The sequence below is a fragment of the Neoaquamicrobium sediminum genome, assembly GCF_013240295.1.
Classification (GTDB): Bacteria; Pseudomonadota; Alphaproteobacteria; order Rhizobiales; family Rhizobiaceae; genus Aerobium; species Aerobium sediminum.
In genome coordinates, this window is sequence record NZ_JABETK010000001.1 from 1711896 (window position 1) to 1736725 (window position 24830).

Sequence of the window (24830 nt, forward strand, 5' to 3'; positions counted from 1 at the left end):
GGGCGTATCGAAGCAGAGGATACGCACCATGAAGACAGCCTTGACGCTCGCAGCCGTTCTTGGACTTTCCGTTTCGGTCGCGGCCGCCTGCCCGATGAAGCGCGATACAACCGCTTCGACGGACACCAAGCTGACAGTCGCCAGCATCTCGTCGGGATCGATGTCGACCCCGGTGGATGCAACGACGGTCAAGAAAGAGAAGTAGGCCGGGTAGGCCTCTTTCTCGAAACCCTGTGAATGTTCCTTTTGCCCGCTCCGCAGCCTGTGGGGCGGGTTTTCACGTATCAGGTGCCGCGGCGCACATATGTGATATCGGGCAGCCCTTCCTCATTTCCGAAGCCGTCGCCGAAGGCTTCGGCCCGGAAACCGTGCCGCTCGTAGAAACGGCGCGCGCCGTCATTGGCCTGAAAGCAGTGAAGCCTGGAGACCGGCATGTTAGCCGTCGCGAGGGCAAGAAGGCGGCTGCCGATGCCGCGGCCGGTCCAGGCCGGATCGAGATAGAGCTGCTCGATCCATTCGCCTTCTACGGCGATGAAGCCGACGATACGTCCGCCGACCTCGGCGATCGTCTCACCCTCTGATTCGGGAGCAGGTGGCCGCGGACGAAGCCTCTGTCCTCCTCCGGCGTGTGCAGCATGGGCATCCATGGTAACGAGCCGAGGCTTGCCCGCATGACCCTGGCTATGTTGTCCGCGTCCGACGTGACCGCCGGGCGCAGGACAACATTGGCCGATGTCAATTCAGGCGGCCTGCTTCTTCGGCTGGATCAAGCCGCGGGCGACCAGCAGCTCGGCGATCTGCACGGTGTTGAGCGCAGCACCCTTGCGCAGATTGTCGGAGACGACCCACATGTTGAGGCCGTTCTCGACGGTCTGGTCCTCGCGGATGCGGGATATGTATGTCGCATCCTCACCGGCGGATTCGAGCGGGGTGATGTAGCCGCCGTCCTCGCGCTTGTCGATGACCAGACAGCCGGGAGCTTCGCGCAGGATCTCACGCGCCTCGTCGGCGGTGATCGGGTTTTCGAACTCGATGTTGACGGCCTCGGAATGGCCGATGAAAACCGGTACGCGCACGGCCGTGCAGGTGACCTTGATCTTCGGGTCGAGCATCTTCTTGGTCTCGGCGGTGACCTTCCACTCTTCCTTGGTCTGGCCGTCTTCCATGAAGACGTCAATGTGGGGAATGACGTTGAAGGCGATGCGTTTGGTGAACTTCTTGGCCTCGACCGGATCGGCGACGAAGACGGCGCGGGTCTGGGTGAAGAGCTCGTCCATGCCCTCCTTGCCGGCACCGGAAACCGACTGGTAGGTGGCGACCACGACGCGGCGGATCTTCGCGTGATCGTGTAGCGGCTTCAGCGCAACGACGAGCTGGGCGGTCGAGCAGTTCGGGTTGGCGATGATGTTCTTCTTCGAAAAGCCCTCGATCGCATCCGGATTCACTTCCGGCACGATCAGCGGCACCTCGGCGTCGTAGCGCCATGCGGAGGAGTTGTCGATGACGACACAACCCTGGCGGCCGATCTTCGGGGACCATTCCTTGGAGACGTTGCCGCCTGCCGACATCAGGCAGATGTCCGTGTCGGAGAAGTCATAGGTGGAGAGGTCCTTCACCTTCAGCGTGCGGTCGCCATAGGAGACTTCGGTGCCGACCGAGCGGCGCGAGGCGAGCGCGACGACCTCATCGGCTGGAAAGCCGCGCTCCTCCAGGATGTTGAGCATTTCGCGCCCGACATTGCCCGTGGCGCCGGCGACTGCAATCTTGAAACCCATTCCCGTTGCTCCTGTTCAGTGCATGGTCCTGCAAGAGAAGCGGATTTCATCCGCAGGATCGTGCTCAAGCTCTCCGCTGGTTTTGGAAAGAACCCGCCGGCTGCGGGTCGCCCCTCGGGCCGGACCCGGGGAGAGAGGGCGAGCAGGCCGAGAGACGTCAGACCGTTTTGGCGGTCGTCGATTTGGCCATAGTTTTGGTGAAACGCGCGCGTGCGGCATCGCTGCCCGCAGCGGAAAGAAGCCCGCCATGGGAGAAGAATGCAATATATGCCGTCAAAAGGCCGCGCATGGCGTTTGTCCCGGTTCGCGCCCGCCTTTTACGCGCTTCCGGTAAAGAGTCAATGACAGCTATGCCAGCATCATCGCGGCCTGTTCGCGGACATTGCGTTGGAACTTCAGAAGGACGCGCCGATTATCAAGATAAAGGAGCCGACCCATGTCAGAGCTCAAGCGCCAGAAGGAGTTTTCGGGCCGTGATGCACGTCAGGGCGAGATCGTCCTGCGTACACCGATGCGGAAGGCGATCTTCATCGCCGGACTTGCCGGCTGCGTGTTGCTGGCGGTGCTGTTAGCCGTCTCGGCCTGCGTGCCGACGCCATAAGCCGTGGCGCCGGCGTCGAGGACCATTTTCCACTGCCGGATCAGGCCGCCCGGAACTTCTCCACGATCGCGTCGCCCATGGCGACGGTGCCGACTTCGGTCATGCCGTCGGACATGATGTCCTTCGTGCGCAGGCCGTCGTCGAGCACGGCCGAGATGGCGGCTTCGAGGCGGTTGGCCTCGGCGACCATGTTAAAGGAATAGCGCAGGCACATGGCGAACGACGCGATCATGGCGATCGGGTTGGCGATGCCCTGGCCGGCGATGTCGGGCGCGGAGCCGTGCACGGGCTCGTAGAGCGCCTTGCGCGAGCCGGTCTTGGCGTCCGGCGCGCCGAGCGAGGCCGACGGCAGCATGCCCAGCGAACCCGTCAGCATGGCGGCTACGTCGGAGAGCATGTCGCCGAACAGATTGTCGGTGACGATCACGTCGAACTGCTTGGGCCAGCGCACGAGCTGCATGCCGCCGGCATCGGCCAGCATGTGTGTGAGTTCGACGTCGGAATATTTCGCCTTGTGGGTGGCCGTGACGACCTCGTTCCACAACACGCCGGACTTCATGACGTTGCGCTTTTCCATCGAGCAGACCTTGTTGCGGCGGGTCCGCGCCAGCTCGAAGGCCACGCCCGAGATGCGCTCGATCTCGAACGTGTCGTAGACCTGCGTATCGATACCGCGCTTCTGGCCATTGCCGAGGTCGATGATCTCCTTGGGCTCGCCGAAATAGACGCCGCCGGTCAGCTCACGCAGGATGAGGATGTCGAGACCCTCGACCACGTCGGGCTTGAGCGACGAGGAGGAGGCAAGAGCGGGGTAGCAGATCGCCGGGCGCAGATTGGCGAAGAGCTCCATCTCCTTGCGCAGGCGCAGAAGGCCAGCCTCGGGGCGCACTTCGTAGGGCACGCCATCCCATTTCGGCCCGCCGACGGCGCCGAACAGCACGGCATCGGCAGCCATCGCCTTGTCCATGTCGGCATCGGAGATCGAAGCGCCGTGCGTGTCATAGGCGCAGCCGCCGACGAGGCCTTCCTCGGTCTCGAAGCCGGCATTCATGTCGGCGTTCATCACCGCGATCAGTTTCCTGACCTCCGCCATCGCCTCGGGGCCGATGCCGTCGCCGGGAAGGAGGAGGAGTTTGCGCGATGTCATGGGAAGACCTTTCGAAAGAATGTTCAGCCGGCGTCTTGCTAGCGGCATGGCAGCGGGCGCGCAAGCTCAGATGTCAGGCCATCGCCTCGGTTTCGCGGCGAAGCTGGAGGGCGGGCGTGTCGGCAAGCGGCTCGACATCGTTCAGCGTAACGACCTCGCCGGTCTTTACCGGACATGTGATCCGGACGCCGTGGGCAAGGCCTATCGGCAGCGCCTTCGTGGCCACAGAGGCTCGCGCCGGCATAAGCCTGCCCCAGACAGTGTAGCCGCCTTCACCATCGAGCATGTCACCCACGGCAAGGTCGCGCTTGGCAACGGCCACGGCGTCACCACGGAAGAAGCGGCTGTGGCCGGTCGGCTCACCGCGCAGGGCGGCGGAAAGGACGGAAATGCCGAGCTCCAGCCCGATGAGGTGGAACGGCTTGTACATGGCCGCATAGCGGCCGGTGGAATCGACAGGCAGGCCGTATTGCCTGAAGCATGCGGCGGCATAATCGTTCGGCGCTTCCAGCACCACATAGACGCCCCAGCGCAGATCGCGGAAGACAGGCCGCCCGTCGCGCTCGAGCGACGAGATCACCTCGACCATGCCTTCGCCTTCGAGTTGCCCGCCTACGGCGCGCGGCCGTAGCAGATGAGCAAGGTCGTCGACGCCGCAGGGCGGAAACGAAAGCCCGGCTTCCGGAACGGCGAGGCCGCAGGCGTTGGCGATGGCCGCCATTTCGATGGCCGACTTGGTGCCGTCGAGAAAGGAATTGAACATCTGGCTGTTCATGCCGGCCGCCTTCGCGGCATCCGGCGTGAGACCGTAGTGGGTCCACACCTCGTCGGGCGTGACCTGGTGGTAGGCAGGCAGGTACTTCGTGCCCTTCCCGGCGGCTTGAACCGTAAAGCCCGCGGCACGCCCCCAATCAACCATCTCGGACACAAGAGCGGGCTGGTCGCCATAGGCCATCGAATAAACGGTGCCGGCCTTGCGGGCGCGGGCGGCAAGCGCCGGCCCGGCCAGAACGTCCGCCTCGACATTGACCATGACGATGTGCTTGCCGTTTTCGATCGCGGCAAGCGCGTGAACCACGCCGGCGCCCGGCGAACCTGTCGAATCGATGACGACATCGACAGCGTCGGAAGCGCACAGCTCGGCGCCATCCTCAACGAAACTGGTCGCAGCGATGCGCTCCTCGCTCCAGCCAACAGCCCGGCAGCTTTGCCTTGCGCGCTCGGGCGACAGGTCGGCAATAACCGTCACCTGAAGCCCCGGCGTGCTCGGCACTTGCGACAGGAACATCGAGCCGAACTTTCCGGCTCCGATCAGCCCTGCCCGCACAGGCGCATTTGCGTCCGCGCGTGCCTGCAGCAACGCATGAAGGTTCATCCTCTCCTCCCCGTTCGGTTCATTCGCGGTCGCGCCGGAGCGCCGTCACCTCGATCTCGATCTTCATCTCCGGCTCGTTGAGCTCGCAGACGACCATGGTCGCGGCCGGGCGGATGTCGCCGAAATGCTCGCCGAGGATCGGAAACACCTTCTGTACGAAGGCGCGGTCGGTGACGTAGTAGCGGGCGCGGACCACGTCGGCGAGAGTGAAGCCGCCTTCCCGAAGTGCCGCAGCGATGGTCGCCATGCAGTTGCGCGTCTGCGCCTCGACGGTTTCGGGCATGGTCATGGAGGCGTAGTCGTAGCCGGTGGTGCCGGCAACGAAACACCAGTCGCCGTCAACCACGGCGCGCGAGTAGCCGGCGGTCTTCTCGAAGGGCGAGCCGGTGGAAATGAGGTGGCGTGTCATCGGCTGCTCAGAAATCGGAGGGAATGAGGGCAGCGGCCGCCTGCGGCCACTCGGTCCGGTCCGGCCAGAAGCGCGTCTCCTCGCCCTGCTGGGCGAAATAGAGCGTCTTTTCGTTTCGGTCCACGATCATGAAGGTATCGGAGACGCCACAGGCATGCGGCACGCAACCCCGCGCGCTCAGCAGGCCATCCGCTTCCTCCGGCGCGCTGGAGGTGCCGAGGCCCGTCGCCACCTCGCTCAGCGCATCGCCGAGCAGCGATTGCGCCGTGGCGTAGATGGACGCGTTGCGGAACAGATCAAGCGGATGCGGGGCGGCGGCCAAGTCGAGACTATCCCAATCGGTGCCCGGTTCCGGCGCGTAGGCGATGACGCCTTGCAGCCGGAAGCCGTCGTCCGGGTTCCACGCGCGGACATCGGCTGTGTCGCCCGGCAGAAGGTAGGGAACGAAAAAGACGTCGTAGTCGGAGACCGCGGCGGCCGGCGTGTTGCACTCTTCGTCGAGTTTCGCGGTGGTCATCTCCGCGTCCTGCGGCTTCCAGACCATCACGGTTGCCGGCGCGCAGGCGTTGCCTCCGGGGCCGACACTGAAGAAGGCAACGGCTGTGCCGCGAACATCGACGATCCTGTCGAGCATGACGACGTAATCGCGCGCGAGCTCGCGGCCGTCGAAGGCCAGCACCTTCTCGTATTCGTCGGTTTCCGTGATCGTGAATTCGCCGCCGGCGAAGGGGACGGTTTCGGGCGCATCGTCCTGCGCGGCAACCGGCGACGCTGCGAGCGCGATCAGGGCTGCGGAAAGAATGGTCTTGAACGCGAAGGACATGACGGTTCCCGTGCTGTTGCGGCGGGCACCTTAGCCGGCTCGCGCCGATCGCGAAACAGGGATCGCCCGGTCAGCTTTCCCGCACGATGTGGCGCAGGATGCGACGCACGAATGGCGCCACCACCAAAACGGCCGGAAAGGCGAGCGCCCATGACGGCAGCCATGCCGCGAGCCAGACGGACGGCAGGCTGGCGTCGACGCCGCGCGCAATCACCGTGGACAGGCCCGAGACTAGAAACGACATCAGGCCAGACAGGAGAAGCCCGAACACGATGTGCTCGAAGCGCCTGGGAATGAACGGCTGCATTCGTCAGCTCAAGCCCAGGGGCGGCTTTCGGTGTTGCGCTTTTCGAAGACGTCGATGGAGCCGGCCTTTTCCATGGTCAGTCCGATGTCATCGAGGCCGTTGAGCAGACAGTGACGCTTGAAGTCGTCAAGGTCGAAGGTGACCACGCCGCCGTCGGGACCGCGGATTTCCTTTGCCTCGAGGTCGACGGTGAGCGTGGCGTTGGCGCCGCGGCTGGCGTCGTCCATCAGCTTGTCTAGGTCTTCCTGGCTGACGGTGATCGGCAGGATGCCGTTCTTGAAGCAGTTGTTGTAGAAGATGTCGGCAAACGAGGTGGAGATTACACAGCGAATGCCGAAATCGAGCAGTGCCCATGGCGCGTGCTCGCGCGAGGAGCCGCAGCCGAAATTATCGCCGGTGACGAGAATCTGTGCGTTCCGGTAGGCTGGCTTGTTGAGTACGAAATCGGGGTTCTCCGAACCGTCCTCGTTGAAGCGCATCTCGGCGAAGAGGCCCTTGCTGAGCCCGGTGCGCTCGATGGTCTTGAGGTAATCCTTCGGGATGATCATGTCGGTGTCGACATTGACGATCGGAAGGGGAGCGGCGACGCCTGTCAGCTTGGTGAACTTGTCCATGGTTCTGCCTGTCTTTCGGCCTTCGGATTTTCTTCCCGCCCGCTTTACACACAAAGCCCGAAAATTCAAAGCGGGTGATGCCGCGATCACGGCGGAGAATCCAGGTTAACGGACGCGCGGTCGACCCCCACTCCGACCGCTTCGCGGCCACCTCTCCCCGTTCGACGGGGTAGAGGAAGCGCTAGACGAACCGCCTGGAACCCTTCCTCTACCCCTAATTAGGGGAGAGGTGGCTTGCGAAGCAAGACGGAGTGGGGGTGATTGGCGCTGCGTCAACCCGAGCTCGCATCCCCGTGGCGTCATCGTGCCCGGTCGGCCTTACTCCGTGCCGGCTATGTGGCGTTCGGAGCGCCAGCCTGCCGTGTATGGCAGCACGAACATGTAGACGCCGGTGATCAGAAGAAAGGCCAGCGGCAGCAACGGCATCAGGTAGAGCCACTCGGCGGGCTCCTGCCCGAGGCCGAGCACAGCGAACAGGGCCGCAATGATGGCGACGAAGAAAACCGAGACCCAGCGGTGGGTCTGGCGGATCCATTTGTTCCAGTTCATGAAAATCGTCCCTAGCGCTTTTTCTTCTTCGATACGTTCAGCGCCACGGCGGCGCGGACGAGCGTCTTGAGTGCGTCGGCATCGACGGCCTGGCCTTCGCTGAAATCGATGGCGCGGCGGACATTGCCGTCGAGGCTGGAGTTGAAGAGGCCCGCCGGGTCCTCGATCGCCGCGCCGTGTGCGAATGTCAGCTTCACCTTGTCCTTGTAGGTCTCGCCGGTGCAGATGATGCCGTCGCGCTCCCAGGTCGGCACGCCGAGCGGGTTCGACGGCTTGCGCCACTTCACCGCCTCGACGATGTCGGGGTCGGCCTGCCTGATGATGTCCCGGAGACGGCCAAGCATCATGCCGCGCCAGTCGGTCATCTGTTCGATCCGGGCGTCGATCAGCCGGGAAGGGTTCGCTTCCTCGTTCATGTCGTTCATTCTTCGTCACCTTTTCTTCCGGTTGCCGGGCGCGCGGCTACATCTTTTCGCCGGGCAGCCGGCTTGCCTGCTTCACCCAGTCGGCGAACAGGACTTCATCGAATCGGCCGTCCTCGTGGATGTGGAGGTAGCGCACATCCTTCTGCTTCGAGCCGACCGGCGGGAGAGGGTCGAGCGAAGCGCCCTTGAAGAAGGCGACCTTGATGTATTTCGTCATGCAGTGGAAACCGAGGAACCAGCCCTGGTTCTCGCCGCCAGCGCCATAGAAGGGCGAGTTCCATTTGACGGCCTTGCGCACGTTTGGAACCGCTTGCACGACGAGCGCGTCTATGCGGCGGCCGACATCGCTCTTCCAGTCCGGCATGGCCGCGATGTAGGCCCGCACCGGGGCGTCGCCATAACCCTTGGCGATCTGCGGATTGCCGCCGGAGAGAAGCACGACCTCGCCGGGCTTCGCCTTCGGCAGCGGCTTGCGATCCTTGCCTATCGATGGGTTTGCCATTGTGTTTGCTCCTTTGCGGGGGCCTTCAATCCATCCGCGCCAGCACCTGTTCCAGCCCGTCGAGGAAACGCGGCCAGCCAACAGTCGCGCCGCGGTAATAGGGCTGCTGGTCCTGACGGAAGCCGGACTGCTCCATGCGCAGGAGGGTGCCGCGGCTGGTGGGCGTCAGCGTCCAGACGACGACGCTTCTCAGATCCTTGGTGTCCCAGGTGTAGGAGAGCGTGCGGTTCACCTCGACCGACTGCACCTGACAGTCGACGGTGCCCCAATCGGCGCTGAGATTGAAGCGGTGGTCCACGACAGGCTTGAACTGGTTCTTCATCAGCCACTCCTCGAGGAGGTGCGGTTGGGTGAGGGCGCGCCAGATCTTCTCCGGCGGATGGGCGATGTCGCGCTCGACGACGACGGACAGGGGTGCGGATGCGGCGTCGTTCATTGATCCATTCTTTCGAGCAGGTCTTCGAGATCGTCGAACCGGTGATGCCAGAACTGGGACATGCGGTGGGTCCAGTCGATCAGCGGGGCGAGCGCGCCGAGATGGGCGCTGTAGTGGGTCTGCCGGCCCTGATGACGATCGCGCACGAGGCCGGCCCGTTTGAGCACGCCGAGATGCTTGGATACGGCGGGCTGCGAGATGCCGGCGCGCGCGGTGAGCGCGCCGACTGTCTGTTCTCCCTCGCGACAGAGCCGCTCGAAGATGGCTCGCCGGCTCGGGTCGGCCAGCGTCCGGAAGAGGATTTCATGCGGCTGTTCGGTCACTATTCATAACCTTGTGGCTATGGTTCCAACCCATAACCGGAGGGATATGAATAAGTCAAGATCGGGAGATGAACGCGAAGCTCATGTTTCGCAGGAGATTCAACGGACGCTGGAAAGGCCTTGTTCGGACGGCTAGAAATGGTCGTAGCGAATGGAGGTGGCGATGAGGATCGAGGCGTTCGGGGTCGAGATATGGATGAACCGGCACGAGAATCATTGCCGCTACAACCTCGCCGAGACATGCGTGGAATCGCTGACCGTGGCCGAGCTGCTGTCGCTGGCCGGCAAGCCGAATTCCGTGCTCGACGATCTCCTGCCGATGAAGCTGACCTATGGCGCGATCGAGGGCTCGGCGCGGCTGCGCGACGCGATCGCCGGGCTCTATGAACACCGCAGCGCGGACGAGGTGCTCGTCGCCCATGGTGCGATCGGCGCCAATGCGCTGGTCTATACAGCGCTGGTGGAGCCGGGCGACCGTGTCGTTTCCATCGTGCCGACCTATCAGCAGCACGTCTCGATCCCCGAAAGCCTCGGCGCGGAGGTGCTGACGCTGCCATTGCGCGCGGAAGACGGCTATGCGCCCGACCTCGACGCGCTGCGGCGGCTGGCGGGTGACCGTGCAAAGCTGATCGTGTTCGCCAATCCCAACAACCCGACCGGGGCGTTGATGGACAGAGCGGCGCTGGAGGAGGTCGTGCGCATCGCGGAAGGCTGTGGCGCCTGGGTGCTGGCCGACGAGGTCTATCGCGGGCTCGACCAGCAGGGCGAAGGCAGCACCGTTTCGGTCGCCGATCTCTACGACAAAGGCATTTCCACCGGTTCCATGTCGAAGGCGTTTTCGCTTGCCGGGCTGAGGCTAGGGTGGATCGCGGCGCGGCGCGACCTGCTGGAGGCCGTTTCGATCCACCGCGACTACAACACGATCAGTGTCGGCATGATCGACGACCTGCTTGCGGCCATCGCGCTGGAGAGCCGCGACGCGGTGCTGGTGCGCAACCGCGCCATCGTGCGCGAAAACCTGGCGGTGCTCGACGCATGGGTCGCCGGCGAGCCGTCGATGTCGTGGGTGAAGCCGCGTTCAGGCACGACGGCGCTGCTGCGCTATACGTACGAGATGGATTCGGAGGCGTTCTGCACAAGGCTGCTGAAAGAGACCGGCGTCCTGTTCACGCCGGGATCGGCGCTGGGTGCGGAGGGTACGGTGCGGATCGGCTATGCGAACAATCCGCAGATCCTGCGCGAGGGGCTGGGAGCCGTGTCCGGCTTTCTGGCCGGGCTGGAAAAGCAAGGGGCGGCCTGAGCGGGCCGCCCCTTCGGGTCGTCACGCGCGGTGGAGCGCCATCACGCCGGTCTCGGTGCCGGTGAGCCGGCGCGAGCGGCCATCGGCGCCCACGACCATCTCGACACGGCGGCGTTCGGCCGCGAAGTGCCGCGAGGTCGATGCGTTGACCGGCGGGTCGAAATGCACCGTCACGCGCCACAGCGACGGCTTGATGGTCTCGGCAAGACCGATGATGCGGCCTTGGGCGGGACTGTCGTTGAAAGTGCCTTCGACGCGGTCGCCGACGTTGAAAGGCGTCGTTTGTGCGGTCGTTTCGGAACCGTTTTCCTTGGCTGCGAGCGTATTCCAGTCGCGCGCGCCGTTCTGGCGCGCGACGAGTTCCAGCGCCTTGCCGTGCGATACGGCGATGCCATCCGCGGCAAGCGCGTCGCGCAGGCGTTTTGCATGGGTCTTGTAGTCGGATGACGTATCGGTCATCGCGTTTCTCCTATCTTCAGGTCGACGGCATGCTGTTCACGGGAGCCCGCATTGCCGTTTCGGCCGTCGGATGACAGGGAAACGAAATCGTCTCGTGAGCAGCGGATTCCGCTTTTTCGGTCCGATGCTCCGGGAAGCTTCACCATGGCGTCAGCCTGCGGGCGGCAGGGGCTTCCCAACCCGGCCGCTCACATAGGGATTGCCGGACGCTGCGTCAATGGCGGCCGGGAACGCGCTAAATCACATTGAGTTCGCGGAAGGGGCGGCCATCGGCGATGCGCTGCCAGGCAAAGGGGCTGCAGTCGACGGTGCGATAGGCGCCGTGGACGATTAATTCGGCCAGCGCCTTGCCGACAGCCGGCGCCTGCTGCAGGCCGTGGCCGGAAAAGCCGTTGGCGAACACGAAGTTCTGAACTTCCGGGTGCGGGCCGATCACGGCGTTCTGATCGAGCGTGTTGTATTCATAGTGGCCGGCCCAGGCGCGGCCGGGCCTGATCGCCTCGAAGGCAGGAATGCGGGCGGCGAGCGTCGGCCAGACCACCTCCTCGAACAGCGACCAGTCCGGATCGAAATCCGCCGGATCGGCCGGGCCTTCGCCGTCCTCGTTCTCGGCACCGCCGGTGATGTAGACCGAGCCTTCCGGTCTCACCCAGACGCCGGATGGATCGACCAGCAGCGGCATGTCCTCGAAGCGCTCGCGCGCCTCGAAGACGAAGACCGATCGCTTGCGCGGCTCGACCGGCAGGACAAGGCCGGCAAAGGCGGCGACGCGGCCGGCATTGGGGCCTGCCGCGTTGATGACGAGGCCCGCATCGAGGCTTTCGCCGTCGGCAAGGGTGACGCCGGTGACGCGGTCGCCCTCGCGCCGGATTGCGCTGACCTCGCCCGTGATCATCTCCACATTGCGATGCCTGAGCGCCTTGCGGAACAGCATCAGCAGCGCATGGGCGTCGAACCAGCCTTCGCCCGAGCGGCCATAGGCGCCTGCGGAAAGACCTTCGCCGGACAGCCATGCGAAACGCTTCGCAGCGCCTCGGCGTCCTCCAGCACGATGTCGGCGCCTTCGGCCAGTTGCACGGCGTGGTTGGCTTCGAGGATCGAGCCGCCTTCGGGGCCGGCCAGAATCAGGTAGCCTTTCTCGCGAAAGCCGATATCGGCGTCGTCGCCGAAGTGCTTTTTCAGCTCACGGAAGAGGCCGAGGGTGAACCGTGACAGGCGGATGTTCTCGGCGATCGAGAATTGCTGGCGGATCGAGGCGGCCGACAGGGTGGTGGCGGAGCAGGTGAATTGCGGGTCGCGCTCGATCAGCGCGATGGAACCCGCAAAGCCCTCCTCGCGCAGGGACCAGGCGATGGAGGCGCCGACGATCGCGCCGCCGATGATGACGATGTCGGTACTGGCCATGCCCGGCTCTTCCTCTGTCGATGCGGCGCGGACAGAAACAGTTTCGTCGCCGGGCTGCAAGTGGGGCATTGCCGCGCGCTTGCGCTTGCGCGGGGAAATCCGTTGCGCCAGAAAGGACGCCATGCAGATCAGACCGCCTCGCCCGCGCCGCTCAGTGCTCTATGTTCCCGCCGCTAACGAAAAGGCGCTGGCGAAGGTGACGAGCCTTGCCTGCGACTGCGTCGTCGTCGACCTCGAGGATCCGGTGGCACCGGCGCAGAAGGTGGCAGCGCGCGAGCGCATGCGCGATTTCGTCGCCGCGCGAGGCGAGGGCGGGCCGGAAATCGTCGTGCGCGTCAATGCGCTGTCGAGCGAATGGGGCAGCGCCGACCTCCTGGCTGCGCGCGAAGCCCGCCCGGATGCGATCCTGCTGCCCAAGGTGGAGACGGCGCGCGACGTGCTGGAGGCGAACGACGTGCTGGACGAAACGGAAGCGCGGGCCTCGCTGTGGCTGTGGGCGATGATCGAGACGCCACGGGCGATGCTCAACATTGGCGCGATCGCCGCGTTGGGGCGCGATCGCGGGGCGCGGCTGGCCTGCCTGGTGGCCGGCACCAACGATCTCGTTAAGGAAACCGGCGTTCTCGCCACCCCCGACCGGCGCTATCTGGTACCGTGGCTGATGCAGATCGTGCTGGCTGCGCGCGCGGGCGGGCTCGACGCGCTGGACGGGGTCAGAAACGATTTTTCTGATCTCGAAGCCTTCACGGCCGAATGCCGGGAAGGCCGCAACATGGGCTTCGACGGCAAGACACTGATACACCCGGCGCAGATCGGCCCCGCCAATACGGCATTTTCGCCCTCCGCCGAAGCCGTCGCGGAAGCGCTGGCGATCCGCGCGGCCTTCGCGCTGCCGGAGAACGCGGCCAGCGGCGTCATCTCGCTGGATGGGAAGATGGTCGAGCGGCTGCATCTCGACCAAGCCGAGCGGCTGTTGGCGAAAGCGGATTTGGGAAAGGACCAGACGCGATGAAACTCTACCGATTCCTGACCGGACCGGACGATTCGAGCTTCTGCCACAAGGTGACGGCGGCGCTGAACAAGGGCTGGCACATCTACGGCTCGCCCACCTATGCGTTCGATGCCGAAACCAAGACCATGCGTTGCGGGCAGGCGGTTTTCAAGGAAGTCGAGGGCAAGGACTACCACCCGGACATGAAGCTGGGCGAGCAGTAGCGCGTCGGGCTTCAATAGGCGCTAAGCCGATCAGACGCTGACCCCGAACAGTCGGCCTATGCCCGCAGTGACCGCCATGGCGAACACGCCCCAGACAACGACCCGTGCGCTGGCCCTGAGGACCGGTGCCGCCCCGGCCTTGGCGCCGAGCGCGCCGAGAATGGCGAGTGTCGCCACGGTGACAATCAGCACGACCGGGATGACGGCCCCATCCGGCGCGAACCATGCCGCGGCCAGCGGGATGGCGGCTGCTACGCTGAAGGTGACAGCCGAGGTGAAGGCTGCCTGAAGGGGATTGGCGGCGAGGTGCTCCGAAAGGCCAAGCTCGTCACGGACATGGGCGCCGAGTGCGTCGCGTTCGGTGAGCTCGCGGGCGACCTGCATGGCCGTCGCCTCGCTCAGGCCACGCTCGCGGTAGATGGCGGCCAGCTCGACCAGTTCGGTTTCCGGGTCGTCGCGTAGAGCGACCTTTTCACGGGCAATATCCGCTTTTTCGGTATCCGACTGCGAGGAGACCGAAACATATTCGCCCGCAGCCATCGACATGGCGCCGGCCGTCAGCCCGGCAATTCCCGCGATGATGACGGTTTTGGGGTCGGGGCCGGCTGCCGCCACGCCGACGATGAGCGAGGAGACCGAGACAATGCCGTCATTGGCACCCAGAACGGCGGCACGAAGCCATCCACTGCGGGTGATGTAGTGCGGATCATCCGGATGCGCTGAGGGGACGGTCACGGTTTTCGCCTCATCGATTGTGGGGCTCGCCCTGGGAATAGCGTCACAGGTCTGCAAGCAACTACCGAAACGCCGGAATTGTGGGGTTTAGCTAGGGCCGGGTCTCGGCGTTTTCCTCGATCTGCGCCATGTCGTCGTCGGACAGGCCGAAATGGTGACCGATCTCGTGGATCAGCACATGGGCGACGATGTCGCCCAGCGTCTCCTCGTTTTCGGCCCAGTAATCCAGGATGGCGCGGCGATAGAGGGTGACGCGGTTCGGACCCTCTCCGGTGGAAGGGTTCCAGCGCTCGGCGATGCCGCGGCCCTCGAACAGTCCGAGCAGGTCGAACGGCGTCTCAAGCGCGAGGTCGTCCATGATCTCGTCGGTCGGGAATTCGGCAATCTGGATGACGATCTCGCCGGTGAGCTTGCGGAATTCGCCGGGCAGATGCGCATAGGTTTCCAGCGCCAGAAGCTCGAACTCCTGAAGCGAGGGCGAAAGCTGATCGGTCCAGTCGCGGGTCTGATAGATGCGGGCCATGCAGTGTCCTTTGGCCGCCATATAGACCTTTGCAGCGCGGCTTTCGACCCCTGATTCCGCAAGCGTTACCGCGCCAGACGCGCACGATGCCCGATTGGCCGCCAGAGTAGAGGAATAAATTCTTCGAGACTCCGCTTGACTCTTCGGTGCGGCTCTGGAATCCATTAGAACATAATAGGAACATTTAGCGCGAAAGAGCAGCATCATGGCGACATCCGCCGTGGCGCGAGAGGCTGTTTGTGCCTTGCGCCGGGAAATTGCGAGGATCGAGGGCACGCTGCCGGAGCGGCTGGAGCCGGCTGAGGTGGCCGGCTCGGCCAGTGCCGGGGCGGACATTGTCCTGCGCCGGCAGGGCGCTGCCGACGGCACGGCAGGACTTCTGCCGACGGGCGCAGGCGGCCTCGACGCCGCACTGGGCGGCGGGTTGCCGCTCGCGGCTCTGGTGGAGATCCATGGCAGGGAAACGCGCGATGCAGGCGCCGTGGCCGGTTTCGCGCTGGCGATGGTCGCGCTGGCGCGCAGGCAGGCCACGGTGAAGGCGCCGCTTCTGTGGGTGACTGCGGGCGAAACGTTCCCCGAGGCGGGAAGCCCTTATGCGCCCGGTATCCTGCACCGGTTCGGCCTGCCGCCGGCGGCCCTGCTGGTCGCGCAGGGCCGCCGGCTGGAGGATGCGCTGTGGGTGGCGGAGGAGGCCGCTGCGCTTGGCGCGCTTTCGGCGGTGCTGCTCGAGGTGCGGGGGCACACGCCGAAGCTCGACCTGACCGCCACGCGCCGCCTGCACCGGCGCACCCAGGCCGCGGGCCGCCCGCTCTATCTCCTGCGCCATGCCGGCGAGCCGGCGCCGACGGCAGCACCAGTGCGGCTCGTCGTCTCGGCCGCGCCCGCAGCGAAGCGGCATTCCCTTTCGGGTGCGCTTGCCGGATCGATCGGTCCGCCTGCCTTCACCGTCGCGGTTTCCCGAAGCCGCCTGGGCATGCCTGCAACCTTCACACTGGAATGGAACGACGATGAGCGCGCCTTTAACGAAAGACGATCCGACCCCGGCGGGGTGCAGGATCATGGCGCTGTGGTTTCCCCTGCTGCCGACGGAGCGCATCCTCAGGGCACGGCTGGGGCGGGCCTGGCGTTCAGAGGCGCGGCGTGAGGGCACAGGCGCCCGCCAGCCGCTCGCCGTCAGCCACCGCGAGAACAACACGCAACGCATCGCAGCCCTCGACGAGACGGCAGCGGCCCTCGGGCTGCGTCCGGGCATGGGGGTCGCCGACGCGCGCGCCATGCATCCCGGGCTGGACGTGATCGAGGCGGAGCCGGAGGCCGACCGCAGGCTTCTGGAAAGCCTTGCTGACTGGTGCGACCGTTATACGCCGCTGGTCGCGCTGTGCGGAGAGGACGGGCTCTTCCTCGACATCACCGGTTGCGTCCACCTCTTCGGCGGCGAACAGGCGATGCTCGACGAGGTGCTGGAGCGGCTTTATAGCCAGGGCTTTCGCGCCCGTGCGGGGCTCGCCTCTACGCCGGGCATGGCATGGGCGGCCGCCCGTTTCCTGCGGCCCGTGCCGATCGAGCCGGGCGCGGAGGCACCGGCGCTCGCCGGCCTGCCGCCAGCGGCGCTGCGGCTTGAGCCTCCCGCATGCAAGGGGCTCGAAAGCCTGGGCCTGCGCACCGTCGGCGCGCTGATGGAAACGCCGCGCGGGCCGCTCGTGCGCCGTTTCGGCAAGCTGCCGGTCATGCGCCTCGACCAGGCGCTCGGCCGGCTGGAGGAGGCTGTGTCGCCACGCCTGCCCGTCGCGCCGCTTTCGGTGGAGCGCCGCCTCGCAGAGCCCGTGGTGCTTGAGGAGGATATCGAACGGCTGCTGCTTCTCCTGTCGGCGACGCTGAAAGCCGATCTGGAGCGGCGTGACGAAGGTGCGCGCCTGCTGCAGCTCGCCCTTTTCCGGGTGGACGGCGCCGTGCATCGCCTGACCGTCGGCGCGTCGCGGCCGCTGCGCGAGCCGGCGCTGATCCTCAAGCTGTTCCGCGAAAAGCTCAAGGCTGTAGGCGGCGTCGATGCCGATTACGGGTTCGAAATGGTGCGGCTTTCGGCACTCGAAGCCGCACCTTTCGCGGCGGAACAGGTCGACCTGGCCGGCGAAAGCAAGGCGGATGATGCGGGGCTGGCGCTTTTTGCCGATCGTGTCCGCGCCCGGCTGGGCGACCGTTCGATCCTGCGGCCCGTCACGGTCGAAAGCCATATCCCCGAACGCGCCGTTGCGTTTGTTCCATTCGCGGGCTTTGCGGAAGGCGCCCCTTCGAAAGGGGAAGCGTATTTCCTTTCCAGAGAGCGGCCGGTCAGGCTTTTCCCGCATCCTGAACCGGTCGAGGTGATGGCCGAAATTCCCGAGGGGCCTCCGGCCCGCTTCCGCTGGCGGCGCGCATCCTATCGCGTTGCAGGCGCGGAAGGCCCCGAACGCATCGCCCCGGAATGGTGGCAGGAAAAGGAGGCGGGCGAAACGCGGGACTATTACCGGGTCGAGGACGATAGCGGTCGGCGCTACTGGCTTTATCGCGAAGGCTTCTACGACAAGGGCGAAACGCCGCCGCGCTGGTTCATGCAAGGGGTCTTTGCATGAGCGCTCCGCCTGTCTCCTATGTCGAGTTCGCCACGCAATCGAACTTTTCGTTCCTGCGCGGGGCGTCGAGGCCGGAGGAACTGGTGGTTGCCGCTTACATGCTGGGTCACGCCGCCATGGGACTTGCCGATCGCAACACGGTTGCGGGCGTGGTGCGCGCCTGGAGCCAGTCGAAGCAGATTCTTCCGGAAGAAAAGGGGGCGGCATCGAGCCTGCCCTACCATCCCGGCTGCCGCCTCGTCTTTGCCGACGGCACGCCCGATGTGCTTGCCTATCCGCGCGACCGAAAGGGCTGGGGGAACCTGTGCCGCCTGCTCACCCAGGCGAATTTTCGCGACGAGAGCCCGAAAGGCGACCCGAAGGTCTATCTCGCCGACCTGCTCGAATGGGGCGGGCACATGTCGCTGGCCGTGATCCCGGCACTTTCGACGGAGGTAACAAAGGAGCGCGATCTTCTGAGGCAGTTGCGGGAGCATTTCGGCCGGCATGCGGTGTGGCTCGCCGTTACACCCCTGTACAACGGCAATGACCGCTTTCGCATCGAGCAGGCGGCGGCGATGGCCTCGGAAGCCGGTCTGCGGCTGATGGCGATCAACGACGTGCTTTTTCATGCCGCCGAACGACGGCCATTGCAGGACGTGCTTACCGCGATCCGCCTCAACACGCCCGTCGCCAGGGCAGGCTACGCACTGCAGGCCAATGGCGAGCGCCATCTGAAACCGCCGGCGGAAATGGCGCGGCTGTTCAAGCGGTATCCCGGTGCCCTTGCCGAAACGATTCGGTTTGCGGAAACATTGAAATTCTCGCTGAGCGAGCTGGAATACAACTACCCGGACGAGCCGACGGAATCTGGGCTGGCGCCGCAGCAGGAACTGGAGCGCTTGGCATGGGAAGGCGCGACGCACCGTTACCCGGAGTGCGTGCCGGAAAGGGTGAAGGAATTCATCCGCAAGGAACTCGACATCATCGCGACGCTCAACTACGCGCGCTACTTTCTCACTGTCCACGACATCGTGAAGTTTGCCCGGTCGAGAGGCATCCTTTGTCAGGGGCGGGGTTCGGCTGCCAACTCCGTGGTTTGCTACTGCATCGGAATCACTGAGGTCGGCCCAGACATCATCGACTGCCTTTTCGAGCGGTTCATCTCCGAAAAGCGCGGCGAGCCGCCGGATATCGACGTCGATTTCGAGCACGAGCGACGCGACGAGGTCATGGCCTACATCTATGAGAAATACAGTGAAAAACATACGGCGCTGGCCGCTTCGGTCGTCACCTATCGCGGACGATCGGCAATGCGCGAGGTGGCCAAGGCGATGGGGCTTTCGGACGACGTCCAGTCGGCGCTTTCCGGGTCGATCTGGGGCTGGTCCTCGTCCGAGGTCGGCGTGAAGGAAGCCAAGGCCGGAGGCCTTGCCGAAAGCGATCCCATGACGGTGCGAGTCATGCAGCGCGCCAACGAAATCATGGGTTTTCCTCGCCACCTCTCGCAGCATGTCGGCGGGTTCGTCATCACCAGGGACCGGCTCGACGAGATGGTGCCAATCGTCAAGACGGCGATGGACGAGCGCAAGATGGTCGAATGGGACAAGGACGACCTGGATGCGGTGAAAATGCTCAAGGTCGATGTGCTGGCGCTAGGGATGCTGACCTGCCTGAAGCGCGCCTTCGTCCTGCTGGACGAGCACTATGGGCTAAATCTGACGCTCGACAGCATGAAAAAGGAAGACGAGCGGGTCTATGACATGATCTGTCGGGCCGACACGCTCGGCGTGTTCCAGATCGAGAGCCGCGCGCAGATGTCGATGCTGCCGCGGCTGAAGCCCCGCGAATTCTACGACCTCGTCATAGAGGTGGCGATCGTGCGGCCTGGTCCAATACAGGGTGATATGGTTCATCCCTATCTTCGGCGTCGCGAGAAGAAGGAAAAGCCCGACTATGTGATGCCCGAGCTTGAGACGATCCTGGGAAAGACGCTCGGTGTCCCGCTGTTCCAGGAACAGGCGATGAAAATCGCCATCGTAGCCGGCGGCTTCTCGCCAAGCGAGGCCGATGAACTGCGCCGAGCGATGGCGACCTTCAAGCGCCTTGGAACCATAAAGGATTATAAGAAGCGGATGATCTCGGGGATGACGGCGAAAGGCTATCCCGAGGAATTCGCGCTGCGTGTCTTCAAGCAGATCGAGGGGTTCGGCGATTACGGCTTTCCGGAAAGCCATGCAGCTTCGTTCGCGCTGCTGGTCTATGCGTCATGCTGGTTCAAGACTTTCTATCCGGACGTCTTCTGCGCAGCGATCCTCAATTCCCAGCCGATGGGCTTCTACGCGCCGGCGCAGCTCGTCCGCGACGCGGCCGACCACGGCGCGGAAGTCAGGCCGGTCGACATCAACCATTCTGACTGGGACTGCACGCTCGAGGAAGCGCCATTCGATCCCGCGAAGGTCGCACACCGGCACAGGGAGATGCGCAGTGTCATCCTCACCCGCCATGCGGTGCGGCTGGGATTCCGGCAGATCAAGGGCCTGTCCGAGGCGGAGATGACGACATTCGTGCAACAGCGCGGCGGCGGCTACGAATCCGTGCGCGACGTGTGGCTGCGATCGTGCCTCCATGTCGACGCGATCAGAAAGCTGGCGGAGGCCGACGCGTTCCGCTCCATCGGCCTCGATCGGCGCGCGGCGCTGTGGGCGGTACGCGCGCTTGACGGCAGGAGTGCCGCCGAGCGCCTGCCGTTGTTCGACCGTCCGGAGGTCCGCCTGCCCGACAATGAACCCGAGACGACACTTCCCGCCATGCCGCTCGGCGAGCATGTCATCCACGACTACCGCCTGCTTCGGCTTTCGCTCAAGGCGCATCCGGTCTCGTTTTTGCGCGCCGGGCTGGAGCGGGACGGTGTCACGCCCAATGCGATGCTGCCCGATATTCGCGGTGGGCGCCGAATCTCGATCGCGGGGCTGGTGCTGGTGCGCCAACGCCCCGGCAAGGGCAACGCGATCTTCCTGACGCTGGAAGACGAGAATTCGATCGCCAACGTCATCATCTGGCCGCGCGTGTTCGATCGCTATCGCCCGGTCATCCTCGGCGGGCGGCTGGTGCGGGTGACGGGGAAGCTGCAATCGGAGTCGGGCGTCATCCATATTGTCGCCGAGCGGATCGAGGATCTGAGCCATCGGCTGGAGGCGCTTTCGGAAGCGGCCCAGACCGTCGATTTCCGTTCGCCGCCGGACGAGATCAAGCGGGCTATCGACCACGACAGCCGGGTCCGCCCGAACAGGCGGGGGTCGATCGAGAAGCCCTGCGAGAGCCGGCCGGGCACATTGGCGGCGAGCCCGCCGCCAATGTGAAGAAGCTGATGCCCAAGGGGCGCAACTTTCACTGAACCGGGTATCGATGGTCAGGAGAATGCCAGCCACCAACAACCGATCAGTCGAACTGTCTGTATCCTTATGCGGCTGGGTTCGCTGCATCGCGCCCCGCGCCCAGCCGACCCACCTGCCGGCTGCAGGGATCGGCCGGACCTCGCTCGCAAACGGCTGCATCATGTGCCGATGGGAATGGCCGGACGCATGGCACTGAACTCAGATCAGCGTCGCGCGGAATGCCCCTACTCTGACTTGCTTCGCAAGCCACCCTCCCCCGAAGGAGAGGAAGACTGCCAAGCGGTACGGTCGGCAATTTCTCTCTGTCTCTCCCGCTTCCCGAAGGAGAGAGATGGCCGTGAAGCGATAGAGGTCGGCGAAACATGCGCGAGCCCGCTTTGAATGCAGTGGCATAGGCCAGCCGCCGGGTTACCGGCATCCTGCGTGGGGCATACAGATACCGTTGGTTGGCCTGAGCCGTCACTGGGCGCCAAGCAGGCGCTCCATGCGGCGGAAGCTTTCCGAGAGCACCGTCGCGTCCTTCAGCGCATGGGCGAGCATGATGCCGCCCTGCCATTCGACAAGGGCCGCGCGCGCCTGCGCCAATGCCAGAGATGGGCGCTGGCCGGTGCGGCCAAGCTCGCGCGCCATGAAGCCGATCAGCATGGTGAAGGATTCGGCCGCGCGGTCCGAGGCCACGGGCGCATCGCCGCGAAAGTCGCGCACGCACAGCGCGATCGGACAGCCATGGGCGACACGACTCGGTGCGCTTCGTGAAAGCCGCGCCACCAGTGCGCCCAACCGACGGCGCGGCTCGGTCTCATCCTCGGCGGTCGCCTGAAGCATTGCCTCGGTCTCCGCGCAGAACACGTCGGCGACAGCATGGGCGATGTCTGCCTTGCTGCGGAAGTAATAGAAGAGATTGCCGGGTGGGACATCGGCCGCGGTCGCGATGCCGGCAATGGTGCTGGCCGCATATCCCTCGCGCCAGAAGAGGCTTGCCGCCGCCGCCGCGATCGCCTCGCGGTTGGCGTCGCCCTTGCGCCGGCGCGCCCGTTCATGCCTGGCATTTCCAGCCGACCCAGCGGCTACGACGCCCCGCCTGCTCACCGGCCAGTTTCGTCGTTGCCGAGCTGACGCGCCTCCGATGGCAACATGATCGGCACGCCGTCGCGCACCGGATAGGCGAGCCTTGCTCCCGGCGAGATCAGCTCACCCTTCTCCGCATTCCATCGCAGCGGCGCCTTGGTTAGCGGGCAGGCGAGCATCTCGAGCAGCTTGGGGTCGACCGTGCGGGTCGCCATATCCCTGCCCATCGGCTTGCGCTGGTCCCCGGTTCCGCTCATTGCAGGCTCGATCCGAAATCCTCGTCGTCGCGCGCAAGCGCGATCTCGGTGATGGCGATCAGTGTTTCGGCGCGCGTCTTCAGGTCGGGCGCCTCCAGCAAGGCCTGCTTTTCGGCCGCGCCGTAGGGTGCCATCATCGACAGCGCATTGACCAGCATCGCGTTTTCCGCGCGGCTGACACTTTCCCAGTCAGCATCAAGATCGTTCGCCTTCAGATAGGCGCGAAACGCCTTGAGCAGGGCCGGCCGGTCGATCTCCGCCGCGCCGGCCTCCATGTTGAGATCGGCGATAAAGGACTTGATCCGGCATTGCCTGAACGGCGTCTTTGTGCCCACCTCGGAAACGACGCGGAAGCGGCATACGCCCTGAAGCGAAATCAGATAACGCCCGTCGCCGGTCTCGGCAAAGGACGTCAGGCGACCGAGGCATCCGACTTCGCACAGTTCGGGTTCGCCGTCGCCGCGCACCGCTCCGTCGAGCCGAGGCTGAACCATGCCGATCAGGCGCTGGTGCGACAACGCGTGATCGATCATCTCAAGATAGCGCGGCTCGAAGATGTTGAGCGGCATGCGGCCGCCGGGCAGCAGCAGCGCGGCTTCGAGCGGGAACACGGGGACCGTTTCGGGAAGATCCCTTGCCGTTCGGTATCGCGCGTTTCCGGCCTGCACTTTACGATTCTCCCTGCCTTGCCGCCCCGCACATGCGGCGCGGCCGGTCGCCGCTCAGGAAAACAGCAGCGATGAAAGCTTACGCCGCGCCGCAAGCGTCGCTTCGTCCGCCATGCCCCATGCCTCGAAGAACTTCAGCAATTGCAGGCGGGCGCCGTCGTCGTTCCAGCCGCGATCCGCCTTCATGATCGCCAGCAGCGCGTCGGCCGCCTCTTCGCGTCGATCATGCGCGTTGTGGATCAGCGCGAGGTCGAAGCGCGCCTGATGATCCTTCGGGTCGGCCGCCAGGCGCTGTTCCAGCGCCGCGGCGTCGCCAAGTGCGGCCACCTGCTCGGCGAGCGCCAGCTTTGCCCGCACGCCTGCAAGCTCCGGGGCGTCGGCCGCAGCTTCCGGTGCGCGGGCGAGAACCTCGCGGGCCATATCGGCGTCGCCACTGTCGAACAACATTTCCGCGAGACCGCCGATGGCGCCGAGGTTCTCGGGTTCCTGCTGGAGGATTGCCGCATAAATCTGGGTTGCGCCCTGAGCGTCGCCTTCCGCGCGCAGCTCGGCCGCGGCAGCCAACGCGTCTGCGGTCGCCTGGCCGGCATCGGCGCCGGCGACCTTGTCGATGAACTCGTGAATCTTGCTTTCGGGAATCGCGCCCATGAAGCCGTCGACCGGCTGGCCGTCGCGGAACGCGATCACGGCGGGGATCGACTGGATGCCGAGCTGTCCGGCGATCGACGGGTGTTCGTCGATGTTCATCTTGACGAGTTTGACGCGGCCGCCAGACTCGCGCACCGCTTTTTCGAGCGCAGGCGCAAGCTGCTTGCAGGGGCCGCACCAAGGTGCCCAGAAATCGACGAGCACGGGCTGCTGGCGCGACTCCTGGATCACATCGGCCGTGAACTGCGCCGTCGTGGTGTCCTTAACTTCGAAACCGGCCGCGCCCTGACTGTCGACGTTTTCCGCGCCGCCATTGCCGTACTGCACGGCGTAGCCGCCACCGAAGGGATTATCCTGAACGCTCATCGAAAATCCTTGCTTTGCCGCCTTTCCGTCAACGCTGTAAACCCAAGCTTGCCGCGGGTCGAGGGGCGATGACCTGAAATGTGGCGTCTAGGCCGACAGTTTCAAGACGAGTGGTTCGTGTCCGGTGGCCTTTATGAACCGCAGCAGATCGTCGCGCCCGATCGAGGTCGTGGCTTCGTTAGTGAGGGGATGCGCGTTGATCGTGTCATGGCGCATCAGTGTTTCGTCGAGCACGATCGTCACTTGGTTTTCCGTATCGTTGACGATGCCGAAAGCCGTCACGGCACCGGGGGTCACACCGAGATAGTCGAGCAGCTTCTCCGGCTTTCCGAAGGATACGCGGCCCGATCCACCGATGACCTGGTGGATGGTTTTCAGATCGACTTCAGCATCCTCCTCGACCGTGAGCAGAAAATACCGCTCCTTCTTGTCCCTGAGGAACAGGTTCTTCGTGTGGCCACCCGGTATCTCACCGCGCAGGGCCTGGGAATCGGCTACGGTGAACAGAGGCGGGTGGGTTGCCGTCTTCACGGCGATGCCGAGTTCGGAGAGAAAGGCGAGCAGTTCGTCAGGGGTCTTGGGCATGGTCGGTATAGGCCTGTAAAACGTAGCTTTCCTGCTTAACCGAGGGGGCGGGGAGCCGTCCAGCCCGTGGTTTTCCGTGCGTTTCGGCCGCACGAAAGGACGCCGCAGAAATTCGCACCTTTCCCTGTTGCAATCGCAAGCGAGTTCGGTCATATAAGCGCGGCTTGCGGCGAGAGCCGCGTGAGCGGGTGTAGCTCAGGGGTAGAGCACAACCTTGCCAAGGTTGGGGTCGAGCGTTCGAATCGCTTCACCCGCTCCAAATCATCTAACATCGAAAAGCCGCGGTTCGCCGCGGCTTTCGTGTTTTCCGGGCAGATGAAAGCTCAGGGC

General features: G+C 64.8%; 29 protein-coding genes, 1 tRNA gene and 2 pseudogenes. 9 read left to right on the plus strand and 23 right to left on the minus strand.

Features of this window, described 5'->3' with window-relative positions; genetic code table 11:
• The first annotated feature begins 28 nt into the window (after positions 1 to 28).
• Positions 29 to 205 carry a hypothetical protein gene (locus HK436_RS08335; RefSeq protein WP_173188772.1) on the plus strand — a complete coding sequence of 59 codons (177 nt, stop codon included), beginning with the start codon at positions 29 to 31 and terminating at the stop codon, positions 203 to 205.
• A 79-nt stretch (positions 206 to 284) separates the two neighbouring features.
• Here the strand turns inward: HK436_RS08335 and HK436_RS08340 are convergent, their stop codons facing one another.
• The 3 genes from HK436_RS08340 to HK436_RS32320 all read right to left on the minus strand — a co-directional run bounded on the left by HK436_RS08340 (position 285) and on the right by HK436_RS32320 (position 2064).
• On the minus strand, positions 285 to 647 hold the full coding sequence (locus HK436_RS08340; RefSeq protein ID WP_244648612.1) for a GNAT family N-acetyltransferase: 363 nt from the start codon (positions 645 to 647) through the stop codon (positions 285 to 287).
• 93 nt (positions 648 to 740) lie between these two features.
• Complete coding sequence (locus HK436_RS08345) at positions 741 to 1775, minus strand: aspartate-semialdehyde dehydrogenase (RefSeq protein ID WP_173188774.1); 1035 nt, start codon at positions 1773 to 1775, stop codon at positions 741 to 743.
• A 157-nt stretch (positions 1776 to 1932) separates the two neighbouring features.
• Positions 1933 to 2064, minus strand: a complete 132-nt coding sequence (locus tag HK436_RS32320; RefSeq protein ID WP_280515586.1) for a hypothetical protein — start codon at positions 2062 to 2064, stop codon at positions 1933 to 1935.
• 147 nt (positions 2065 to 2211) lie between these two features.
• On the opposite strand from HK436_RS32320, the gene HK436_RS08350 reads away from it, so the two are divergent.
• On the plus strand, positions 2212 to 2376 hold the full coding sequence (locus HK436_RS08350) for a peptide ABC transporter permease (RefSeq protein ID WP_173188776.1): 165 nt from the start codon (positions 2212 to 2214) through the stop codon (positions 2374 to 2376).
• Between the two features lie 40 nt (positions 2377 to 2416).
• On the opposite strand, the gene leuB is transcribed toward HK436_RS08350, so the two are convergent.
• The 11 genes from leuB to HK436_RS08405 all read right to left on the minus strand — a co-directional run bounded on the left by leuB (position 2417) and on the right by HK436_RS08405 (position 9286).
• Entirely contained in the window at positions 2417 to 3523 is a 1107-nt protein-coding gene (leuB, locus tag HK436_RS08355) for a 3-isopropylmalate dehydrogenase (protein ID WP_173188778.1), read from the minus strand.
• A 73-nt stretch (positions 3524 to 3596) separates the two neighbouring features.
• Positions 3597 to 4898, minus strand: coding sequence for an NAD(P)H-dependent oxidoreductase (locus HK436_RS08360; RefSeq protein WP_173188780.1), 1302 nt, complete (start codon positions 4896 to 4898; stop codon positions 3597 to 3599).
• Between the two features lie 19 nt (positions 4899 to 4917).
• Complete coding sequence (locus HK436_RS08365) at positions 4918 to 5307, minus strand: RidA family protein (protein WP_173188782.1); 390 nt, start codon at positions 5305 to 5307, stop codon at positions 4918 to 4920.
• Between the two features lie 7 nt (positions 5308 to 5314).
• Complete coding sequence (locus tag HK436_RS08370) at positions 5315 to 6130, minus strand: Ivy family c-type lysozyme inhibitor (RefSeq protein ID WP_173188784.1); 816 nt, start codon at positions 6128 to 6130, stop codon at positions 5315 to 5317.
• Positions 6131 to 6200: 70 nt separating this feature from the next.
• Positions 6201 to 6437 carry a DUF2798 domain-containing protein gene (locus tag HK436_RS08375; protein ID WP_173188786.1) on the minus strand — a complete coding sequence of 79 codons (237 nt, stop codon included), beginning with the start codon at positions 6435 to 6437 and terminating at the stop codon, positions 6201 to 6203.
• Positions 6438 to 6445: 8 nt separating this feature from the next.
• Positions 6446 to 7051 carry a 3-isopropylmalate dehydratase small subunit gene (gene leuD, locus HK436_RS08380; protein ID WP_173188788.1) on the minus strand — a complete coding sequence of 202 codons (606 nt, stop codon included), beginning with the start codon at positions 7049 to 7051 and terminating at the stop codon, positions 6446 to 6448.
• 318 nt (positions 7052 to 7369) lie between these two features.
• On the minus strand, positions 7370 to 7600 hold the full coding sequence (locus HK436_RS08385) for a hypothetical protein (protein ID WP_173188790.1): 231 nt from the start codon (positions 7598 to 7600) through the stop codon (positions 7370 to 7372).
• 11 nt (positions 7601 to 7611) lie between these two features.
• Positions 7612 to 8025, minus strand: a complete 414-nt coding sequence (locus HK436_RS08390; protein ID WP_173188792.1) for a DUF1801 domain-containing protein — start codon at positions 8023 to 8025, stop codon at positions 7612 to 7614.
• Positions 8026 to 8062: 37 nt separating this feature from the next.
• Positions 8063 to 8527, minus strand: coding sequence for a DUF1801 domain-containing protein (locus HK436_RS08395; protein WP_173188793.1), 465 nt, complete (start codon positions 8525 to 8527; stop codon positions 8063 to 8065).
• Between the two features lie 25 nt (positions 8528 to 8552).
• Positions 8553 to 8963: an SRPBCC family protein gene (locus HK436_RS08400; RefSeq protein WP_173188794.1), complete on the minus strand. Its 411-nt coding sequence runs from the start codon at positions 8961 to 8963 to the stop codon at positions 8553 to 8555.
• The gene (locus HK436_RS08405) at positions 8960 to 9286 is read right to left on the minus strand and encodes an ArsR/SmtB family transcription factor (RefSeq protein WP_173188795.1); all 327 of its coding nucleotides are present in this window, start codon (positions 9284 to 9286) and stop codon (positions 8960 to 8962) included. Before HK436_RS08405 ends, HK436_RS08400 begins: the two co-directional genes overlap by 4 nt.
• Positions 9287 to 9449: 163 nt before the next feature.
• Between HK436_RS08405 and HK436_RS08410 the strand changes: the two genes are divergently transcribed.
• Positions 9450 to 10586, plus strand: coding sequence for an aminotransferase (locus tag HK436_RS08410; protein ID WP_173188796.1), 1137 nt, complete (start codon positions 9450 to 9452; stop codon positions 10584 to 10586).
• A 21-nt stretch (positions 10587 to 10607) separates the two neighbouring features.
• Here the strand turns inward: HK436_RS08410 and HK436_RS08415 are convergent, their stop codons facing one another.
• Both HK436_RS08415 and HK436_RS08420 read right to left on the minus strand, forming a co-directional pair.
• Positions 10608 to 11045 carry a glyoxalase superfamily protein gene (locus HK436_RS08415; RefSeq protein WP_173188797.1) on the minus strand — a complete coding sequence of 146 codons (438 nt, stop codon included), beginning with the start codon at positions 11043 to 11045 and terminating at the stop codon, positions 10608 to 10610.
• A 235-nt stretch (positions 11046 to 11280) separates the two neighbouring features.
• A pseudogene (locus HK436_RS08420) lies at positions 11281 to 12449 on the minus strand (NAD(P)/FAD-dependent oxidoreductase).
• Positions 12450 to 12570: 121 nt separating this feature from the next.
• On the opposite strand from HK436_RS08420, the gene HK436_RS08425 reads away from it, so the two are divergent.
• Together HK436_RS08425 and HK436_RS08430 are read left to right on the plus strand one after the other, a co-directional pair.
• Entirely contained in the window at positions 12571 to 13461 is an 891-nt protein-coding gene (locus HK436_RS08425) for an HpcH/HpaI aldolase/citrate lyase family protein (protein ID WP_173188798.1), read from the plus strand.
• A complete protein-coding gene (locus HK436_RS08430) occupies positions 13458 to 13664 on the plus strand; it encodes a DUF1737 domain-containing protein (protein ID WP_173188799.1) in 207 nt (68 codons plus the stop codon). The genes HK436_RS08425 and HK436_RS08430 overlap by 4 nt, the downstream gene beginning before the upstream one ends.
• A gap of 30 nt (positions 13665 to 13694) precedes the next feature.
• On the opposite strand, the gene HK436_RS08435 is transcribed toward HK436_RS08430, so the two are convergent.
• Both HK436_RS08435 and HK436_RS08440 read right to left on the minus strand, forming a co-directional pair.
• Positions 13695 to 14399 carry a VIT1/CCC1 transporter family protein gene (locus HK436_RS08435; protein WP_173188800.1) on the minus strand — a complete coding sequence of 235 codons (705 nt, stop codon included), beginning with the start codon at positions 14397 to 14399 and terminating at the stop codon, positions 13695 to 13697.
• A gap of 91 nt (positions 14400 to 14490) precedes the next feature.
• Entirely contained in the window at positions 14491 to 14922 is a 432-nt protein-coding gene (locus HK436_RS08440; protein WP_173188802.1) for a metallopeptidase family protein, read from the minus strand.
• A gap of 205 nt (positions 14923 to 15127) precedes the next feature.
• Here HK436_RS08440 and HK436_RS08445 point away from each other — a divergent pair, with 205 nt between their 5' ends.
• The 3 genes and pseudogenes from HK436_RS08445 to HK436_RS08455 all read left to right on the plus strand — a co-directional run bounded on the left by HK436_RS08445 (position 15128) and on the right by HK436_RS08455 (position 20907).
• Complete coding sequence (locus tag HK436_RS08445) at positions 15128 to 16066, plus strand: hypothetical protein (protein ID WP_244648614.1); 939 nt, start codon at positions 15128 to 15130, stop codon at positions 16064 to 16066.
• Positions 15981 to 17531: a DUF6504 family protein gene (locus HK436_RS08450; protein ID WP_244648616.1), complete on the plus strand. Its 1551-nt coding sequence runs from the start codon at positions 15981 to 15983 to the stop codon at positions 17529 to 17531. Before HK436_RS08445 ends, HK436_RS08450 begins: the two co-directional genes overlap by 86 nt.
• Positions 17528 to 20907: pseudogene (locus tag HK436_RS08455) on the plus strand (error-prone DNA polymerase). Before HK436_RS08450 ends, HK436_RS08455 begins: the two are co-directional and overlap by 4 nt.
• Positions 20908 to 21367: 460 nt before the next feature.
• On the opposite strand, the gene HK436_RS08460 reads toward HK436_RS08455, so the two are convergent.
• The 5 genes from HK436_RS08460 to HK436_RS08480 all read right to left on the minus strand — a co-directional run bounded on the left by HK436_RS08460 (position 21368) and on the right by HK436_RS08480 (position 24500).
• Positions 21368 to 21997 (minus strand): TetR/AcrR family transcriptional regulator, encoded by a 630-nt coding sequence (locus HK436_RS08460; protein ID WP_173188807.1) that lies wholly within the window; start codon positions 21995 to 21997, stop codon positions 21368 to 21370.
• Positions 21994 to 22233, minus strand: coding sequence for a Trm112 family protein (locus HK436_RS08465; protein WP_244648618.1), 240 nt, complete (start codon positions 22231 to 22233; stop codon positions 21994 to 21996). The genes HK436_RS08460 and HK436_RS08465 overlap by 4 nt, the downstream gene beginning before the upstream one ends.
• The gene (locus HK436_RS08470) at positions 22230 to 22901 is read right to left on the minus strand and encodes an LON peptidase substrate-binding domain-containing protein (protein WP_173188809.1); all 672 of its coding nucleotides are present in this window, start codon (positions 22899 to 22901) and stop codon (positions 22230 to 22232) included. Before HK436_RS08470 ends, HK436_RS08465 begins: the two co-directional genes overlap by 4 nt.
• A 54-nt stretch (positions 22902 to 22955) precedes the next feature.
• Positions 22956 to 23915 carry a thioredoxin gene (trxA, locus tag HK436_RS08475; RefSeq protein WP_173188811.1) on the minus strand — a complete coding sequence of 320 codons (960 nt, stop codon included), beginning with the start codon at positions 23913 to 23915 and terminating at the stop codon, positions 22956 to 22958.
• Between the two features lie 87 nt (positions 23916 to 24002).
• Complete coding sequence (locus HK436_RS08480; protein WP_173188813.1) at positions 24003 to 24500, minus strand: prolyl-tRNA synthetase associated domain-containing protein; 498 nt, start codon at positions 24498 to 24500, stop codon at positions 24003 to 24005.
• Between the two features lie 184 nt (positions 24501 to 24684).
• Between HK436_RS08480 and HK436_RS08485 the strand changes: the two genes are divergently transcribed.
• Positions 24685 to 24759, plus strand: a tRNA-Gly gene (locus HK436_RS08485).
• Positions 24760 to 24830: the final 71 nt, after the last annotated feature.

Coding starts and splice junctions, on each gene's coding strand:
- HK436_RS08370 (WP_173188784.1), bottom strand. CDS start 6,130: ATGTCCTTCGCGTTCAAGACCATTCTTTCCGCAGCCCTGATCGCGCTC.
- HK436_RS08385 (WP_173188790.1), bottom strand. CDS start 7,600: ATGAACTGGAACAAATGGATCCGCCAGACCCACCGCTGGGTCTCGGTT.
- HK436_RS32320 (WP_280515586.1), bottom strand. CDS start 2,064: ATGCGCGGCCTTTTGACGGCATATATTGCATTCTTCTCCCATGGCGGG.
- leuB (WP_173188778.1), bottom strand. CDS start 3,523: ATGACATCGCGCAAACTCCTCCTCCTTCCCGGCGACGGCATCGGCCCC.
- HK436_RS08400 (WP_173188794.1), bottom strand. CDS start 8,963: ATGAACGACGCCGCATCCGCACCCCTGTCCGTCGTCGTCGAGCGCGAC.
- leuD (WP_173188788.1), bottom strand. CDS start 7,051: ATGGACAAGTTCACCAAGCTGACAGGCGTCGCCGCTCCCCTTCCGATC.
- HK436_RS08480 (WP_173188813.1), bottom strand. CDS start 24,500: ATGCCCAAGACCCCTGACGAACTGCTCGCCTTTCTCTCCGAACTCGGC.
- trxA (WP_173188811.1), bottom strand. CDS start 23,915: ATGAGCGTTCAGGATAATCCCTTCGGTGGCGGCTACGCCGTGCAGTAC.
- HK436_RS08360 (WP_173188780.1), bottom strand. CDS start 4,898: ATGAACCTTCATGCGTTGCTGCAGGCACGCGCGGACGCAAATGCGCCT.
- HK436_RS08465 (WP_244648618.1), bottom strand. CDS start 22,233: ATGAGCGGAACCGGGGACCAGCGCAAGCCGATGGGCAGGGATATGGCG.
- HK436_RS08395 (WP_173188793.1), bottom strand. CDS start 8,527: ATGGCAAACCCATCGATAGGCAAGGATCGCAAGCCGCTGCCGAAGGCG.
- HK436_RS08440 (WP_173188802.1), bottom strand. CDS start 14,922: ATGGCCCGCATCTATCAGACCCGCGACTGGACCGATCAGCTTTCGCCC.
- HK436_RS08335 (WP_173188772.1), top strand. CDS start 29: ATGAAGACAGCCTTGACGCTCGCAGCCGTTCTTGGACTTTCCGTTTCG.
- HK436_RS08425 (WP_173188798.1), top strand. CDS start 12,571: ATGCAGATCAGACCGCCTCGCCCGCGCCGCTCAGTGCTCTATGTTCCC.
- HK436_RS08345 (WP_173188774.1), bottom strand. CDS start 1,775: ATGGGTTTCAAGATTGCAGTCGCCGGCGCCACGGGCAATGTCGGGCGC.
- HK436_RS08350 (WP_173188776.1), top strand. CDS start 2,212: ATGTCAGAGCTCAAGCGCCAGAAGGAGTTTTCGGGCCGTGATGCACGT.
- HK436_RS08390 (WP_173188792.1), bottom strand. CDS start 8,025: ATGAACGACATGAACGAGGAAGCGAACCCTTCCCGGCTGATCGACGCC.
- HK436_RS08450 (WP_244648616.1), top strand. CDS start 15,981: ATGGCGCTGTGGTTTCCCCTGCTGCCGACGGAGCGCATCCTCAGGGCA.
- HK436_RS08410 (WP_173188796.1), top strand. CDS start 9,450: ATGAGGATCGAGGCGTTCGGGGTCGAGATATGGATGAACCGGCACGAG.
- HK436_RS08375 (WP_173188786.1), bottom strand. CDS start 6,437: ATGCAGCCGTTCATTCCCAGGCGCTTCGAGCACATCGTGTTCGGGCTT.
- HK436_RS08340 (WP_244648612.1), bottom strand. CDS start 647: ATGGATGCCCATGCTGCACACGCCGGAGGAGGACAGAGGCTTCGTCCG.
- HK436_RS08445 (WP_244648614.1), top strand. CDS start 15,128: ATGGCGACATCCGCCGTGGCGCGAGAGGCTGTTTGTGCCTTGCGCCGG.
- HK436_RS08365 (WP_173188782.1), bottom strand. CDS start 5,307: ATGACACGCCACCTCATTTCCACCGGCTCGCCCTTCGAGAAGACCGCC.
- HK436_RS08415 (WP_173188797.1), bottom strand. CDS start 11,045: ATGACCGATACGTCATCCGACTACAAGACCCATGCAAAACGCCTGCGC.
- HK436_RS08430 (WP_173188799.1), top strand. CDS start 13,458: ATGAAACTCTACCGATTCCTGACCGGACCGGACGATTCGAGCTTCTGC.